This is a genomic window from Botrimarina hoheduenensis (assembly GCF_007859815.1).
In the GTDB taxonomy this organism is placed as follows: Bacteria; Planctomycetota; Planctomycetia; order Pirellulales; family Lacipirellulaceae; genus Botrimarina; species Botrimarina hoheduenensis.
In genome coordinates, this window is the sequence record NZ_SJPH01000003.1 from 134,168 (window position 1) to 149,486 (window position 15,319).

At 62.5% G+C, this 15,319-nt stretch carries 15 protein-coding genes; 5 read left to right on the top strand and 10 right to left on the bottom strand.

Annotation, left to right across the window (positions count from 1 at the left end; genetic code table 11):
• Positions 1 to 91 precede the first annotated feature (91 nt).
• From Pla111_RS07800 to Pla111_RS07825, 6 genes are all read right to left on the bottom strand, one after another.
• The gene (locus tag Pla111_RS07800; protein ID WP_146573071.1) at positions 92 to 1,204 is read right to left on the bottom strand and encodes a GNAT family N-acetyltransferase; all 1,113 of its coding nucleotides are present in this window, start codon (positions 1,202 to 1,204) and stop codon (positions 92 to 94) included.
• A 45-nt stretch (positions 1,205 to 1,249) separates the two neighbouring features.
• On the bottom strand, positions 1,250 to 1,804 hold the full coding sequence (locus tag Pla111_RS07805; RefSeq protein ID WP_146573073.1) for a ParB N-terminal domain-containing protein: 555 nt from the start codon (positions 1,802 to 1,804) through the stop codon (positions 1,250 to 1,252).
• A gap of 349 nt (positions 1,805 to 2,153) precedes the next feature.
• The gene (locus tag Pla111_RS07810; protein ID WP_146573075.1) at positions 2,154 to 3,002 is read right to left on the bottom strand and encodes a hypothetical protein; all 849 of its coding nucleotides are present in this window, start codon (positions 3,000 to 3,002) and stop codon (positions 2,154 to 2,156) included.
• 73 nt (positions 3,003 to 3,075) lie between these two features.
• Entirely contained in the window at positions 3,076 to 4,254 is a 1,179-nt protein-coding gene (locus Pla111_RS07815; protein ID WP_197524858.1) for a S1 family peptidase, read from the bottom strand.
• A gap of 284 nt (positions 4,255 to 4,538) precedes the next feature.
• On the bottom strand, positions 4,539 to 5,117 hold the full coding sequence (locus Pla111_RS07820; protein ID WP_146573079.1) for a hypothetical protein: 579 nt from the start codon (positions 5,115 to 5,117) through the stop codon (positions 4,539 to 4,541).
• A gap of 261 nt (positions 5,118 to 5,378) precedes the next feature.
• Positions 5,379 to 6,458 (bottom strand): endonuclease/exonuclease/phosphatase family protein, encoded by a 1,080-nt coding sequence (locus Pla111_RS07825; protein ID WP_146573081.1) that lies wholly within the window; start codon positions 6,456 to 6,458, stop codon positions 5,379 to 5,381.
• A gap of 296 nt (positions 6,459 to 6,754) precedes the next feature.
• Here Pla111_RS07825 and Pla111_RS07830 point away from each other — a divergent pair, with 296 nt between their 5' ends.
• Together Pla111_RS07830 and Pla111_RS07835 are read left to right on the top strand one after the other, a co-directional pair.
• Entirely contained in the window at positions 6,755 to 7,972 is a 1,218-nt protein-coding gene (locus Pla111_RS07830; RefSeq protein ID WP_146573084.1) for a HEAT repeat domain-containing protein, read from the top strand.
• 43 nt (positions 7,973 to 8,015) lie between these two features.
• On the top strand, positions 8,016 to 8,399 hold the full coding sequence (locus Pla111_RS07835; RefSeq protein ID WP_146573086.1) for a CoA-binding protein: 384 nt from the start codon (positions 8,016 to 8,018) through the stop codon (positions 8,397 to 8,399).
• Positions 8,400 to 8,466: 67 nt separating this feature from the next.
• Here the strand turns inward: Pla111_RS07835 and Pla111_RS07840 are convergent, their stop codons facing one another.
• The 3 genes from Pla111_RS07840 to Pla111_RS07850 form a co-directional block, all read right to left on the bottom strand.
• On the bottom strand, positions 8,467 to 9,807 hold the full coding sequence (locus Pla111_RS07840; protein ID WP_231930822.1) for a hypothetical protein: 1,341 nt from the start codon (positions 9,805 to 9,807) through the stop codon (positions 8,467 to 8,469).
• Between the two features lie 107 nt (positions 9,808 to 9,914).
• On the bottom strand, positions 9,915 to 11,096 hold the full coding sequence (locus Pla111_RS07845; protein ID WP_146573088.1) for a MerR family transcriptional regulator: 1,182 nt from the start codon (positions 11,094 to 11,096) through the stop codon (positions 9,915 to 9,917).
• Between the two features lie 219 nt (positions 11,097 to 11,315).
• Positions 11,316 to 12,509 (bottom strand): hypothetical protein, encoded by a 1,194-nt coding sequence (locus Pla111_RS07850; RefSeq protein WP_146573090.1) that lies wholly within the window; start codon positions 12,507 to 12,509, stop codon positions 11,316 to 11,318.
• A 253-nt stretch (positions 12,510 to 12,762) separates the two neighbouring features.
• Here Pla111_RS07850 and Pla111_RS07855 point away from each other — a divergent pair, with 253 nt between their 5' ends.
• Entirely contained in the window at positions 12,763 to 13,503 is a 741-nt protein-coding gene (locus Pla111_RS07855) for a lipoate--protein ligase family protein (RefSeq protein ID WP_146573092.1), read from the top strand.
• Positions 13,500 to 14,102 carry an NUDIX hydrolase gene (locus tag Pla111_RS07860; RefSeq protein ID WP_146573094.1) on the top strand — a complete coding sequence of 201 codons (603 nt, stop codon included), beginning with the start codon at positions 13,500 to 13,502 and terminating at the stop codon, positions 14,100 to 14,102. The genes Pla111_RS07855 and Pla111_RS07860 overlap by 4 nt, the downstream gene beginning before the upstream one ends.
• Before the next feature lie 29 nt (positions 14,103 to 14,131).
• On the opposite strand, the gene Pla111_RS07865 is transcribed toward Pla111_RS07860, so the two are convergent.
• Entirely contained in the window at positions 14,132 to 14,644 is a 513-nt protein-coding gene (locus tag Pla111_RS07865; protein ID WP_146573096.1) for a DNA-deoxyinosine glycosylase, read from the bottom strand.
• A gap of 132 nt (positions 14,645 to 14,776) precedes the next feature.
• Between Pla111_RS07865 and Pla111_RS07870 the strand changes: the two genes are divergently transcribed.
• A complete protein-coding gene (locus Pla111_RS07870) occupies positions 14,777 to 15,226 on the top strand; it encodes a YkgJ family cysteine cluster protein (protein ID WP_146573098.1) in 450 nt (149 codons plus the stop codon).
• Positions 15,227 to 15,319 lie beyond the last annotated feature (93 nt).

Consider the following 15,319-nt stretch of genomic DNA (forward strand, 5'->3'; position numbering starts at 1 on the left):
CTGCACATATCGATCCACGCCGCGGGTTAGTCGCACGATGGTCGTCAGCGATAAGCCATCGGCAACAGGCTCTCAGCCTTTATCGCGTATCTCACAGATACTCGAACGAGACCACCGCCCGTCCCGCCGAGCTGCGGTACTGTCGAAACGCCGAGCGGTGCCGTCGGCTTCCCTGACCGGTCTTGTTCACCTTCACAGCACGCCACAACGGGGAGTCACGGCAGTGGTTAATCAATGCCGGATGGCTGCTTGTCACGTTGATTCTCAAGCCCTCGGCGCGGTGCATTTCTGCAACCGCTGAAACGGTCCGCATCCCGATCCCGATCCCTTGATAGTCCGGCAGCGTCACGATCCGCGTGAAGCGGCGATGCCGCGGCTTAGCGATCACGGGCAATGTCGCCGCAAAGCTGACCGGCTCCCCGTTCCAGGTGGCCAGATAGGAGCGCGCCTGCGGCGCAATCGTTCCGGTCAGATAGTGATGACGTGCAAACAGTTGCCACGCTTCCACGCTGCAGCGATGGATTTCCAGTCGCACATCGGGGCGCCGAAGACGCCTCCGGGTTAGCGTGCCGGTGGACATATCGAGCACCCAATCGGGCTCGAGCCAGTCTGCCACATCGTAGTGGCAGGTGACCCCAACAAAGCGGCATCCGATCCGCTCTTTGCGAATCCCCTTCGCGATCGCCGCCGAGCAGACCCGCGCAACGTTGCGGTCCACAACGCTCGTGAATTCGTCGAATACCACAATCGGTTTGGCGGCGTTAGGACTGCGCGGCACCGATCCGATCGCCAGAGCCCGCGCTAGATCGCAACGGAATTGTTCTCCATTGGAGAGCACTCGATACGGCTTGACCCACGACGGCGGCGAGCCAAAACCGACCGCAGTGAACAGCTCGACGATCGTCCGCACTCCTCCCGTTTCTCCCAACGTCTCTTCAAAGCAATCCAACACCGCTCTGTCGGCGGGCCAAGCGCCCGCCCCGTAGAGCGCTGCCGCGTAGCGCTCACGCGCGACGGTGCTCTTTCCACTTCCCGAGGGCCCGACAATCAGCCCAATAGACCAATCCTCGTCGTCGTCAGGCAGCTCGACCGAGAAACGCTCACTCGCACGTTCCGTGAGCGGCACATCGAACATGCCGGCTACCTGTTGCACACGAAACGAGTCGTGTACCGGGCACTGAACTTCCACTTCGACCGTAGACATCGGTGCTCCTCTGTAAGCGATTCAAGAAACAACGCGGGGCGGCCGTCACAGCGTCAGCACCCGACAGCGCAACCCCTCGCCGCGAAAGCGCTCATACATCTGCTCCTGCTGTTGCTCATCACTCACCTCGATAACGATCTGGTAGCTCACAGGGATCTCAACCTCGGGCGGCGGAGCCAGCTTTTGATTTTCAGCGTCGAGCTCGCGCCGCAGCTTGGCAAACAGTTCTCCGATCGGCTCGCTGGCTGGCTGTGTGGTGTTGAGCAAATCGGCGAGCATCGCCTCGTCGATCCCCGCCAGCGATGCCAACGGATCGTGGGTCAACAAGACCTTCTCCGCTTCCTCATCGTTGAGATCGAGCACCAGCACCGGTACCTCGTCGCTGGGGGTGGTCGAGGCCCGCAGGTGTCCATCGACAATCTGCAACGTGCCATCTGCCAACTCACGCACCAACAGAGCGTCCGCAATTCCAACGTCGGCCAGCACCCCTTTCAGCACGTCACGCTGAAAGCGGCTGTGCGTACGCCAGTTCTTGGGATGCGGCTTCAGATCGCCCGCACGCACGCGCCGCAACTCTTTAACCCGATCGCGATACTTCATGGTCGCCCCCTTCCTGTCAGAACACGAACATCCGATTTCAAGAGCGAAACATCGGCTTGCAGATGCGCCAGCTCCGCCTCAACCCTTGCAAGACGCTCACGACTCGTAGTCGAGAGGTCCCAAACATTCCACAGCGTGGCTCCTACCAGTGTCAGGATCGCCAACGCCAGTGAACAAAGCCCTCCCCAGTCGGCCGGAGCCAGCCTCACTCGATCACTCGAATACCGCACCATGCTCACTCCCGCTACTTACGAACGCCCCGCTAACGATCCTCACAACTAGCACGTCAATCGCTGCCGTCCCTGCCACAATCCTGTGTCCCGCTGCTCCCGATCGACACGCCGCGCGCTTACGGTCCGGGCGCGGGAGGGATGATCGGGGCTCCGCTGCTACGCACCCCTGTGGTTGAGCCACCATGAACGCCCGACGCGTTCGCATCGGTCCGCGTTGCTCCGTAGTAGCTGTTCAGATTGGTCGGCCAAGGGCCGATATCCGCGGGCAACTCGGTGACAGGGATCCCCTCGGCAAGGATCTCTAATCGATCCTCCGTAAAAACCCGGTCCAAACGGGGAACCGTGTCGACCATCTCCGTCGAAGTGAAGAAGGCCGCGGGGTTGTACGCCGCGAGATCGGCGTCCGAGAGCGCGAATCCCTCGCTCCACGCCTCTTCGCGTGCTTTGCCGAACAGCTCGATCGCCATATTCGCGTAGACCCGCCGCAAATACTGTCCGACCTGCCCCGCGAAAGCTGTCGAGATCTCCATCTCCTTACGATTCTCGGTGTGCTGCATGGCCTCGGACATCGAAACCAGCACCATCCCAGCCCACCGCCGCAAGAAGGGATTCCGCACTTTGAAGAACGGGATCGGATACACCCGAAACACTTCACCCGCGGGACGCGAATGGTGCGCCTCCATGTTGTCGATGCCCGGCGGCACGGCACGCCCCGCCAGAATGCTCGCGGCTCTCAGATAAAGCTTGTGAACCCGTTTGCACGTATTGATCGAGGGTGGGATCCGCAGATCAACGTCCTCATGGTGCATCACGTGGAACAGGTTACGCCCCACGAGGTCTACCCAGTCCAGGATCTGGGGGTTCAAGCTCCCCACATCGTTCGACCAGTTCGGTACGGCGTACCCGGCGTCTCCGAAAACGCCGACTCGATACCACAGCACGGCGTCGGTATTGGTTAGCGGCATCACAGCTCCTTTGAATCGATCAAAAAAAGGGGAAGGTACGAACTGCTACTGGCACTCAGCGCACCGAGGGAACTCACTCTTTGCGACCGGCAAGCTGCTGGCGGATGAGCGAATCGAGGCTCGTCAGCCACTCAACCGAACCGGGAAACTTCCGGGCTAATTGTTCGCCGGCCCACTGATGTGCCTTAGCGAATTCATCGGTTGCGTAGGGCACGTAGTGCGTCTCACGGATCGACTGCTGGGGTGGCGGTGCCGTATCGATCGCGATCGGACGGCTCGTAGCACCGGCAACGTTTCCGGCTGTAGCAGCCGTGCTCCTTCGTTTGCGCCACCATAGCGCTGCTGCCATGAGCCCTACAGCCGGCGTGCCGACACCGAGCAAGGCAGCCAACCATTCGACGCGCCCCGCCGATCGCGCCGCGTTTCCAATCGTTGTTGCTCCCTCCGCCAAACGCTCGAGCCGTTCCCGCAGAAACTCGTCGCGCTGCTCGGCTCGGTCATTCTCGGCATGCCTGTCACCGCGAGGTGTTAGCTCGGCCAATCGGGTGTCGATCCGCGTGAAGCCTTCTGATACACGTTGGTCGAGATCAACAAGCCGACGATCGCTCGCGGCAAGTCGCTCCTCGATACCTGATGACCAAGCAGCGGAGAGTGGCAACTGACGCGGCTGCGTCTCTTCTTGTGGAGCCGATGCTGGAACCTCAACAGGAAGTGCCGCGTCAGACTCCGGCAATCGCCCCAGCAGTCGCTGCAAGGGGCGACCGAAAGTCGCATAGGTTTCCCCCTGCCGAGCGCCCCACACCACACCAACCAACCTGCCGGCGGCGTTGAGCACCGGTCCGCCGCTGTCACCCGGTCGAACCTGCCCACGCAGCCTGAGGCTAGGAAAGACGGCCCCCTCGGGCCGTGCGAGCCCCAGCACGGGGCCACGCACACATCGGGCCATGCCCGTTGGTCCATAGCCGCAGGCCGTCAACAATCCGGCCGAGGGCGTGTCTTCGTGGATCGCTTCGATCGGTGCCGGGCTAGCTGCGACCCGCCGGGTCGCTACGAGCGCCAGATCGTGCTGACGGTCGATCGATAGCAGCTTACCTGGCAGCGCTGGCTGACCTTGCAGACCAATCTCAATCGGGCCGTTCCCTTCGAACACGTGCGCACAGGTCAGAAAGTAGCTGAGATCGCCGCGATGGGCGATCAGCGTGCACGTTCCCAACGAACTGCCTGTTGCCGTCTTCTGACCGATCCTCGCCATCGGAGTCGACGGCAACGACGCAGCGGGTGAGTCTAGGCCGACTGGCGCACAACCCTCGGGACCGCACACGCTGGCCGCTGCGCTGTCGAGACCGGTACCGAGCAGCGCTATTAACAACCTTGCCGCAATTGCGACCCTGACTAGATCCTGTCTTAGGGGCTTCGCTCCGCTCATCTTCGCTGCTCCCCTAAGGCCCAGAAAATCATCCGACGGCTTGATTCAAGTTGCCCGCGCTGCCGACTACGCACTTTGGGCATCACTAGTTGCACCGCGACGCCGTCTCGCTAACCATCAACCAGGGTGAACGCGTAGCGATAGAACGGGCTCCGCGCGAGATCGGCTGGCTCGGTCAGTCGATCCGCCAGATGGGGCGTCGGGTCGACTCCGCCGGCGATGCGATCGGCCATGGCACACGCTTGACTGCAGAAAGGAGGTCGATGCTCGATCGCGCTGTCTTCTACTTCTGCGGTCACAAACGTCCGCACGATTGGCAAATGGAGCAACGCGGCCGCAGCGACTCCGGCGTAACCGTAGTCACACCCCGCAAGCCGACGCATGTAACGTGTCGAGGCGAAGCGGTCGTATTCGGGCCAACGGTTGCTCGGATTTACACGAAAGACATCGATCTTTCCGGGATAACGAAGCACCTGGCTTGCGAGGGTCACGGCACGTCCGCCGTACCATTCGCGAACCTCAAGGCAGAACGGAACCTCTCCCCACCAAGCCACCTTCGCCGCGTGCGAGTGCAATCCGCGTCCCGCGATCGAGATCAATCCGCGACGGCGGAAGAGCAGCAGATCGCCGTCGTAAAGCTCGATCTTTGCCACCGAGAGCGGACGATACGTGCGGTACGCAAGTGTCATTGAGATCAGACTCCTGCCTGACAGTAGGTGCGCAAAAAAAGGGCCCGACTCAGGCAAATCGCCTGTGTCGGGCCCTTGGTAAGACGCTATCGAACTTGCTTAACGCAAGCCGCAGCTCTTCAAGACGCCATCGATTGTTTCAACGGGGCCATTATACCGCGCTGGGTGGCCAATCTCTTGCACAAACTGTGGGAAATCGCGTGCGCTCTACTTCTCGTGCGGTACCCGCCAGGGCTCGCTGCCAACGCGTGACTCCGCGGCTTAGCGCCGCGCCGCGACTGTGCCGATCGTGTGGCTCTCATACGCGGAAAATTCGCCCCACACCGGCAGATGATCGGAGACTTCAAGCGCCTGCTCTTCCGTCAAGCCGATCGCCCGTCGGTAGTCGTAAACGCCGGCGGTGCCCGTGAACTCGGTCGTCGCGACACGTGAGATCAACAGATTGTCGTGCAACCTTGAGCCGCGTGTATTCGTCGGCCCGCTACGCACAAGCGGATAGATGCCCGGCACGTTTGCCAAGAGATGCAAGTCGCTCGGAATCAGATCACGTCCGGCCGGGTCCTGTCGATAAGCACTCGAGACGGGCACGTTCGTGTTCAGATCACCCAACAGAATGACGTCGTCTTCCGTGGCACCACCGATGTCCATCCGCTGCACCGCCTGAAAGGCGCCGTACAATGCGTCGAGCTCTTGCGGGGCCTCGTCCGGATCCGTGTGAATGTTCATCAGCACAAAAGTGAAGGCCTGGTCGGGCGGTGCCAGCCGCGTGCGAAACATCATCACATGCGGCGGACGATGCAGCCGATCTTCCGGATCGTTCATCACAAAGTCGATCTGCGGATTCGCCTCGATCGTTTGCGTGTTGTACAAGAACGCGTAGCGCTCCGTGCTGGTGGTTCGACCAAGCCGGCGGCTCACACTAGCGGCGTAGCGTGATCGCCCGTCGGCATTGACATAGTAGCGCAAGAAATTGTCGATAAAGTAATCATCTTGGGTGCGGATCTCTTGGATCGCGATCACATCGAACATCCGCACCATCGAAGCAATCGCGTTCATCACATATTGCTTCTGCGCCTTTGCGTCACCGAACGTCTGGATATTGAACGAGGCGATCCGTACCGTAGGTGTCGGCGTCTGAAAGTTCGGCACGGGGCCCTGTAACGCAACCTGTTGAGGGGCCGGTTGCGCGTAGTAGGCCGGCTGCGATTGCTGCTGTACGGCACCGCTAAATCCACCCCGCACGCTAGCGCCCAACGTGTTCGCCACACGGCGCACCTCGGGAGGCAACAGACCCGAGATCATCGACCAACCGCCGCCCAACAGCACTGCGAGCAAGGCCAAGGGCGCTAAGCGTTGCAGCACGACGCCCCTCCTTGGGCCTCAACCAGTTCCTTGAACACATCGCGTTACGAAACGCTCCGTCCGCGCAGCAGACAGCCTCCAGACCGTCAGCCGCTGCCGAACCTATCAGCCCGGCCCCCTGCGGCACTAGAGGAATCCGCAGGAGAACTCCTCCGACACACCCCCCGACCTTGCCGGATCGTTACCGCCGATTGCGGGCTGTGGCGTATACTTAACCGAGCAGCGCCCAGCGTTACGCCTGCTAATCCCTATTATCGGTGCTCAACCGCCCGTCGATGCGTGACCGCCGTCACATCCCGATCACAGCCCCGCAGCTAGCGATGCTAGCGGTGGGGTTGTGCATGACCGGCTCGCTCGGCGCCGACGTAGTCGAGTTGAAAGAGGGCGGCCAAATTCGCGGCGAGATCGTTCGCGACGATTCTGCTTCGCGTACCGAGCTAACCGTGCTCTCACCGCTCGGACGGGTTGTGATCGATCGCGCGCGGGTCGAACGCATGTCGGTCGAGTCGCCGGCCGAAGTCGAGTATCGGCGTCGCGCCCCGGCGGTATCGGACACGGTCGAAGGACAATACGCCTTCGCACTCTGGTGCCGTGACAACGGGTTGGGCGACGCGATGCGACGCCACCTGGAGCGCGTCTTAGCGCTCGATCACGATCACGAAGCTAGCCGTCGCCTGCTCGGCTACCAGCGCATCGCAGGCCAATGGCTGGACCGCGACCAACGCCTCGCAGCGCGGGGGCTGGTTCGCTACCAAGGCGACTACCGTACGCAGCAAGAAATCGAACTGCTCAAGCGCCAGGTGGCAATCGAGGACGGAGTGCGCGAATGGTCTGGCAAGATGGACGGCCTTCGCAAAGCACTCCTCAGCAACGATCCCGATCTTGCTCGCCAAGCGACCGACACGTTGCATTCGCTCGACGACCCTCTGGCAGCAGGTCCGCTTTCGGAGTGGCTCGACACGGAACGCGATCCGGCCATCAAGCGGCTCTTGCTACAATCCGCCGGCACGATGGATCACCCGGCGACGCTCGGCGTGCTCGCTCGCATCGCGCTCGATGACCCCGACGCGGAGTCTCGCGTCACAGCGATCGAACAACTGGCTGCCTCGCGCGCTCAGGGATTGTCAGCGCCGTTTGTTGCGGCCCTCACCGCGAAGAGCAACGCCAAGATCAACCGAGCGGGCGATGCGCTCGCGGTTCTCGGCGGCTCTGGCGAGCTTGCCCCGTTGATCGAGGCACTTGTCACGACCCATAAGTTTCGGACGGGCAACGACTCCGGTGGCGACTCCTATGCCTTCAACCCGGGGTCGGGACAGTTCTCGTTCGGCGGTAATGCCCCGAAGGTGGTCACGCAACGGGTGAATAACCCCCGCGTGCTCGCCGCGCTCGTTGAGCTGACCGGTGTCAACTATTCGTTCGATCAGCAGCGATGGCGCGCATGGCTCGCCTCGCAGCAAGTCGCCGCACAAGTCGACCTTCGGCGCGATCCTTAACGCTGAGCCGATCTTCCGCCCTTCACAACGCAGGACGCAACTCGTGAACGAACCTCGCCCAACCGTTGCGATCATCGGTGCCAGCGGTAAACCAAACCGCTATAGCTACAAGAGCTACAAGGCGCATGCCGCGTGCGGCTATGAGGTCTACCTGGTCAATCCACGTGGTGGCGAGATCGAAGATCGCCGTGTCTATGCAACGATCGACGAGATACCCCCAACGAATCTGAACCGCGTAACGATGTACGTTTCGCCTGCAATCGGCGGAACACTTCTGGAAGCCATCGCCCGGAAGGGGTGCGAGGAGTTGTGGTTCAACCCGGGCAGCGAGTCCGACGAATTGGTTGAGCGAGCCCGTGCACTGGGGCTCAATCCCGTTGTGGCTTGCAGCCTGGTTGACTGCCAAAGCCGCCCCCAGCGCGATTGATGAAATTAACCCCCGTGCACAGGCTGAAGTGAGTGGTGCAGTTTCGAGGGTGCGAGGCATCAGCACACTACGCTGGCGGAGTGTCCCAGCGGCTCGAAGCGACGACCGCCGTTGCCACCCGATCCTCGAGGTTGGGGCGGAACACCATTAGCAGCAACAGCGGCAGATACCATGCCAATGCAAGCCCGCCGCTGTGCGCGTGCCAGAACTGCACACCCAGCATTAGCGCGGCGGACCCGCTGATGAGCGTCCCCAGATTCTTCTGAGCGGGCCAAAACGCAAAGCCAAAGCTCAGGCCAAAGAACGCCACAAGAATCGGCACCCGGTACCAACCGTTCCAGAACGCCCACACGCCGCTCAGCCGCTCCATCGTCGGCAAACGGAGCCCAAGCATCTGCTGCAAGTGCGCGACGAACATCGAGGCGTCGGACGAGGTGAACACCAACGATGCAACCACCAACGACAAGGTCAAGGCAACGCCCACGCTGAACCGCATCAGCCCCCGCCGCCAATAAAAAGCGACCCACAACGGCAGCAGTGCGAACGGGTAGTAGATCGCGCCGCACCCCAGTCCGATGAGGGCTCCTGAAAGCATGGGCCGGCGATAGGCCAATACCGCGCCCACCAGCAGCGCGGCGGGCAGTGTATGGGTCACATTGCCGCTCCACAACGCCGTATAAGGCAGCAGCAGATAGAGCGTCGCGGCCGCAAGACCGAGTGTCGACTGATCGAAGTGCCGCCGCGCGATGAGCAAGATGCCCGCCACGATCAGGCCCTGGCACAAGACCGCCACCGTACGGGCGGTGAGCACATTCGCCGGGTTGTCGGCCTGGACGATCGGTGCCGGTCCCTCACCAGCCGCCGCGACCGGTACCTCTGCCGTCAAGGCTCTTGTCGAGATATGCGGCAACAAGAAGAGAAAGGTGAAGCCCGGGCCGTGAGTCGCGAGCGTGTTCCCTTCGAGCTCCGAAGCCTCGCGGTGCGACAGGTGCTCAGCCCGCTGGACCGCGTACAGATCGGTCTGCCCCGGACGCCCGGTCACAATATTCGCGGTTAAGAAGGCCAGCAGCGAAACCGCCAGAAAGGTTAATCCGCCGGGAGTTAGATTCGGCTCTAAGAGCGGCCGCCGCACCATGGAGGAATCCAGCAGCGTGCGCACCAGCAGCAGCGCGTTCACCGACAGCAACCAAACGTAGCCCACCCGCGCCACAAGGTCCGAAGCCTGCCCGCGCAGCCCTTGCTCGATGCAGAGTAGCCCCGGTGCCAACAACACGATCAGCAGCAGGTCGAGGTTGCGCAGACAGAGCGGCCTGCCAAACTTAAAAAACAGCGCGAGCGTCAGCAGTGAAGACAGGTACGCCCACGAGGTAGGGTTCACGCGTTCATACTGAAAGAGGATTTCGCTCATCCACCGCCTCAACCAAGAAACTAATCGCTGAATAGACCCTCGTTCGGTCTTCGGCCGTGCGCGACGGTCGCTAGACGCCGCTCCTCTGCCTTCTCAAAGACTAACTATCAGACCTCGAGCTGTCGTCGCGCCTCGTCAGCCCATGGGCTCTCGGGGGCAATTTCGAGGAACCGCATCCAGTGCTTTTGCGCGGGCAGAGATTGGCCGGCTCGTTCGAAGGTTGCCGCAAGATGATAGTGAGCGTCCGCATAAGGTTCGTAACAGTCGAGAGCCCCCTCAAACGCCGCGATCGCCAGCTCCAGGTCGCCCTCCGCGGCGAGCAGCAAACCGAGATTCAACCGGGCTTCCAGGTAATCGGGATCGAGTTCCAACGCCGCGTAGTAGCGTTCGCGTGCCGCCATCGCTTCGCCGGTCTCGTAGAGCAATTCGGCGAGCGTAAAGTGATCTTCGGCAGACGGGGGGACGGCCCCCATCACTAGCCGGAAACGCTCCAGCGCAGCGCGCGAATCGCCCATCTCACGCAGCTCTAGCGCGGCCTGACGATGGGCCTCGATTGTGCCGGCGGCGGGAGCGGGCGCTGCCGGTTCCTCGATCGACAGCACCGCCGCGATCATCGGCCGGCTCGGCTCGGTTGGATCTTCCTCGGTTGGGGTAAAATCCAGGCGTCGCTGCCCATCGGGCTCGCACAGCACGTCGCCGCTGCGGAGCAGCAGCCCCCCCTCTGCTGCCACCAGCGGCAGCGACACCAACGGACGCTCGAGCTTCGGGTGCGCACGTTCGATCGTTTCGACCATGCGATCGATCGCCGCCAGCGAGCGGCCAAACCGCAGGAGCGATGCGAGCATCTGCGCGAGGTTAGCTTCGCTGAAGTCGTAGCGGATCAAGCGACCCAAACGCTCTGAGGGCTCAAGGTAGCCCCGGCGCTCCCACCGACGGATCGCCGTGATCGGGGCTCCCGACAACTCGGCAAGCATCGCCGGCGTGTACAGACGCTTCACAACGTCGCCCGACTCGATCACGCCTAGCCGCTCCAAGAGCTCGGTCTCTGTGATCGTGAGGTCCACCAGCAGATTGCTCGCCTGGCCAACATCGCGCCCCTCTCCACAGACGACGAGCGTCGCGTCGGCCGGTTGCGGAACGACTACGCCGCCAAGCTCTGCCACGAGGGTCGCCAAGCGCTTGCGCGGAGCGCTAACAAACCGCCCCATCAAGCAAACCCGCTCGCCCTCGAGCTGCTGGGTCCACTGCGACGCAGGGAGGTCGGTCGGAGGAAGCAGTTCGGTGCTCAAAGGGGAGATCGCCCGGCGTTCTCGCGAGACAGGGCGCCCACGTAGCGCCACCGCGATACGCAATTCTCCGCACCGGGCTCCGGGCGTCAACGCGTCGGCCGCAACGAACGTCAAATCTCCGGGGGAATCAAAGCCCCCAACCGGCCCCTTCAAAGGCCGTTCCGCCCCGGCTTATCGCAAGATTTGCCCGTATCGGCCCTTCTCCGGCCGTCGCGGCGATCAACCGCAAACGTCGCACGCCGGCTCAATCGGTCGGCGAACCATCACCGTACGCGGCACCCGCTGGGTGACCGTGTACTCTTCGAGTCGGGTCGTGGTGGTCGGCACACTCACCTTTTCGACCTTCTCGACCATTCGGCAAACCTGCACATCGTACGGCTCGACACGTTCTTCACGCACCATGCGGCACGTGGTCACCGGCACCTTGCGAACTCGCTCTTCCGAGACCATCCGGCAGACCTGCTCGGGGATGCGACGCTCGACCCGCTCGACCACTTGTCGGCAAACCTGCACCGGCACCTGACGCACTCGCTCTTCGTTCACCATCCGTACCACCTGCACCGGCACCCGGCGCACTTGCTGCTCGGTCACCATGCGGGTGACGTTCACCGGCACACACTCGGTCACCTGCTGCGGTACATAGCCCGTCACGGGCGTCTGTACCGAGACCGGATTCGGTCGGTACACACGCTGCACTTGCTGCTGCGGCGGGGTCTCGGTCGTCACCCACGAGAGGCCCGGGCGAACTGTTTGCACCTGGCCCGTCAGGGGATCGATGGTCTGCTGACCGGGTAGCCACCGCAGGCTCGGCCATGACTTGCTGCCGGGCGTCACCGAAACCTGATCGACGTAGCCCCCCTGATCGACCACCTGTGTTTGGTAGGTCGTTACCGGACGCATGACGGTCCGTACCTGTTGCTGCTGAACCGTCTCGGTGACGGGGCGCTGTACGAGATAGGTTTCTTGGCGCTCGCTGGTCTCACACACCGGACGCTGCACGGTATAGCGCTCTTCACGCATCTGCGTTTCGGTAACGTTGCGGACCACGTCATAGCTGGCGTCGCGATAGCGGGTTTCATAAACCGGGCGCTGCACGGTATAGCGTTCTTCTCGCACCGAGGTCTCGCGCACAGGGCGAAGCACCGAATAGCGTCGCTCCATGCGTTTGGTCTCGAAGACGGGAACGCTCCGCGTCACTTCGCGCTCTTCGTAATTGGTCTCGGTGACCGGTCGGTAGCACTTGATCTCACGCTCTTCATAGACCGTCTGGCACTCAACCCGATAAGCGGGAGCGCAGCCACAGCTATCAATTGACAGTTCCTGGGCACGGACCGAGGTGGGTGACAACCCAACGGCCACGGCAAGCATCGACCGGACAATAGCCGGCGTTAGGCGAGCGTAAAAAGCTTTCATCTGCTTGGTCAACCAACACGGAAAAAAGAGGGGCCGAGCACACCGGGGGCGCTGGCAGCAACCCAAGTGTGCGGCGCACACGGAACTTAGGCAAATCAATTTGCCCCCTCACAACCCAACCTTGTCCCGTTTTTTTCAAGTCACTCGTGGTCTGCGCCACTCAGGCAAAATACGCCGACCTGTGACAGCACCGGACAGAACGGCCCGTCGCCCCTACACTCGTTGCAACCGCTAGCTTCCCCCCGTGCTTTCTATGCTGCTCATCGACCACACTTTTGACGACCCCGCCGCGAACCTCGCCCTGGACGAGGCGTTGCTGCAGGCAACCACACCAATCGAAACCCTCCGGCTGTGGCGACCCGTGCGTCCGGTGGTGGTCGTCGGTCGCTCGTCAAGGATCGCGAGCGAGGTCGATCTGGATGCCTGCCAACGAGCCGACGTGCCCGTGCTGCGGCGTGTTAGCGGCGGGGCAACCATCGTCACCGGGCCCGGGTGTCTGATGTACGCCGTCGTTCTCGACAGCCAGCGCACCCCGTCCGCTGCCGATGTCTCGGCGGCGCACCGCTACGTGCTGGGTCGCATGCTTCGCGCGCTCGGTCCGCTGCGGCCGAGCCTCGTGATCGCCGGCACAAGCGACCTGGCGCTTCAGCCCGCAGGGGCTCCTGCCGAGGCGTTCCGCAAGGTCTCGGGGAACGCGGTCCGGCGGGTGCGTTCGCGTTTGCTTTATCATGGCACGCTGCTCAACCATTTCGATCTCGAACTCGTGACACGACTGTTGCGAACCCCACCGCGTCAGCCCGACTACCGAGCCGCGCGTCGCCATGCAGATTTTCTCGCGAATCTCGAACTTGACGAAGCGCAACTCGCCACGGCAATCATCGCCGAGTGGCAGGCCACGCCGGCATCGGACACCGCTTACCCCGCGTCGCTAGAGGACGCGCTACACGTGGCCCAAAAGAAACATCAAGATCGCACCTGGACCTTCTCTCGATGACGTCGATCGCTCCCACCGCCGAAGCACGCCGCTCGCCCGTCCTCACGCTGCTCGACAAGTATGAAGCCGCGTGGCCTGCCGAGGCCGCCGTCGTTCAACAGATCCGGACGCTCGTCCTCGATCACGCAGACTGCTTTGATCGCACCTGCCGGCCGGGGCACCTTACCGGCTCGGCCTGGGTCGTCTCGGCGGACGCTGCCCGCCACCTGCTGCTGCACCACCGTAAGCTCGACAAGTGGTTGCAACCGGGCGGCCATGCCGACGGCGACCCCGACCTCGCAGCCGTTGCGCTGCGTGAGGCGGCCGAGGAAACGAACCTCGCTGGACTCGAGGTCTTGCGAGGTAAACCCACGCTGCTGGATGTCGATGTCCACCTGATCCCGGCCCGCTACGACGCGGCAGGCGAACTCCTCGAAGACGCCCACGAGCATCACGACCTCCGCTTTCTCATTCGGGCGGGGGGCAATGAAACGCTTGTCGGAAACGAAGAATCGAACGCCTTGCGCTGGTGTACCCCCACTGAGGTGCGGGCGCTGACCAACGAGCCGAGTGTGCTGCGACTGCTCGACAAGTCCGCCGACCGGCTCGCTGTAAAATAACCTGCGGGACCCCCCCCTCAGCAACGACCTCACTTGCCACCTAAGGCAGCCCGCCACACCGCGAGCTTCTCATCGTAAGAAAGCGACGCATGAGCGGGGCTGGTCGAGGGGAGCCGCACGAGCGTCAAGCGCTCGACGGTCTCCACCGGCAGGGTCGATAGCACGGTGCGGTGAAAGGCCTCTTCCGCCTTCCCGCCGTTGAAGCCAACGGTCGTGAGGGTCGGCTGCCGATCGAACAAGGCCGCCAAATTGTTCGCCTGTTCGGAGCCGCGTGTGATCGCCGCGTCGAGACTGCCGTCCCGCTGGCATTCTTGCAGCACATCCCAGACTGCCACGCCCGCTCGCCGCAAGACGGCGCACCGCTGCGCGTACGACCGTTTGGGATCGGCACCGAAGAGCGCCCCCATGATCGGCCAAAAAGCGTTACGCGGGTGGGCATAATACTCGCCTGCCGCGAGCGACCTAACGCCCGGCATCGAACCCAACAGCAGCACCCGCGCTCGGGGGCCTTCGATCGGTGGAAAACTGCGGACAACGGGCATTCGGGCTTGGGCCGGGCGAATGGAGCGTACGAAGGCAGCGAGGATCTCTTCCGATTCTAAAAGCGCTGGTGGCTTGGCGACGCGCTGGCCCCTGTTAGATTAAGCCGTATTCCCTGCCTGGAGAATCATCCGATGACCGCCCTGCCCGCCTTCGGGACCAACAAGATCCGCCGCGAGAACCTCCCCAAGGGGGGCAATCTGTGCGAGCACTGCACCGCCAAGTGCTGCCACTACATCGCCGTGCCCTACGAAACGCCCACCGAGTTTGAAGACATGGAGTACATCCGCTGGATCGTGCTCCACCAAAACGCCACGTTCTTCAAAGAAGACGAAGACTGGTTTCTGCTGGTGCACACCGTTTGCGAGAAGCTCCAAGACGACTACCGCTGCGGTGTCTACGACACCCGCCCGCAGATCTGCCGCGACTACACCACCAAGAACTGCGAGTACGACGACGACTGGACGTACGACTTCTATCTGGAAACGCACGAACAGGTGTGGGAGTACACCGAGGCGGTCTACCAGAAGAAGGGCCAAAGCATCCGCAGCCGCAAGCCCAACCCGCTGGCGGTGCTTGCCTAGTCGCAAGACGCTTGTCCGCTCTCGGGGGCGTTCTTTCCGCCCGCTTGCGACCTCCCGTGCTCAAACGCCCGCTCTCTCTTTTCAGCGAGCTCC

What these genes read in the sequence shown, in the direction of transcription:
- Pla111_RS07855 (WP_146573092.1), top strand. Translation starts at nt 12,763, where the DNA reads ATGCTGCTCATCGACCACACTTTTGACGACCCCGCCGCGAACCTCGCC.
- Pla111_RS07810 (WP_146573075.1), bottom strand. Translation starts at nt 3,002, where the DNA reads ATGCCGCTAACCAATACCGACGCCGTGCTGTGGTATCGAGTCGGCGTT.
- Pla111_RS07870 (WP_146573098.1), top strand. Translation starts at nt 14,777, where the DNA reads ATGACCGCCCTGCCCGCCTTCGGGACCAACAAGATCCGCCGCGAGAAC.
- Pla111_RS07805 (WP_146573073.1), bottom strand. Translation starts at nt 1,804, where the DNA reads ATGAAGTATCGCGATCGGGTTAAAGAGTTGCGGCGCGTGCGTGCGGGC.
- Pla111_RS07840 (WP_231930822.1), bottom strand. Translation starts at nt 9,807, where the DNA reads ATGAGCGAAATCCTCTTTCAGTATGAACGCGTGAACCCTACCTCGTGG.
- Pla111_RS07800 (WP_146573071.1), bottom strand. Translation starts at nt 1,204, where the DNA reads ATGTCTACGGTCGAAGTGGAAGTTCAGTGCCCGGTACACGACTCGTTT.
- Pla111_RS07830 (WP_146573084.1), top strand. Translation starts at nt 6,755, where the DNA reads ATGCGTGACCGCCGTCACATCCCGATCACAGCCCCGCAGCTAGCGATG.
- Pla111_RS07860 (WP_146573094.1), top strand. Translation starts at nt 13,500, where the DNA reads ATGACGTCGATCGCTCCCACCGCCGAAGCACGCCGCTCGCCCGTCCTC.
- Pla111_RS07865 (WP_146573096.1), bottom strand. Translation starts at nt 14,644, where the DNA reads ATGCCCGTTGTCCGCAGTTTTCCACCGATCGAAGGCCCCCGAGCGCGG.
- Pla111_RS07815 (WP_197524858.1), bottom strand. Translation starts at nt 4,254, where the DNA reads ATGGCGAGGATCGGTCAGAAGACGGCAACAGGCAGTTCGTTGGGAACG.
- Pla111_RS07850 (WP_146573090.1), bottom strand. Translation starts at nt 12,509, where the DNA reads ATGAAAGCTTTTTACGCTCGCCTAACGCCGGCTATTGTCCGGTCGATG.
- Pla111_RS07820 (WP_146573079.1), bottom strand. Translation starts at nt 5,117, where the DNA reads ATGACACTTGCGTACCGCACGTATCGTCCGCTCTCGGTGGCAAAGATC.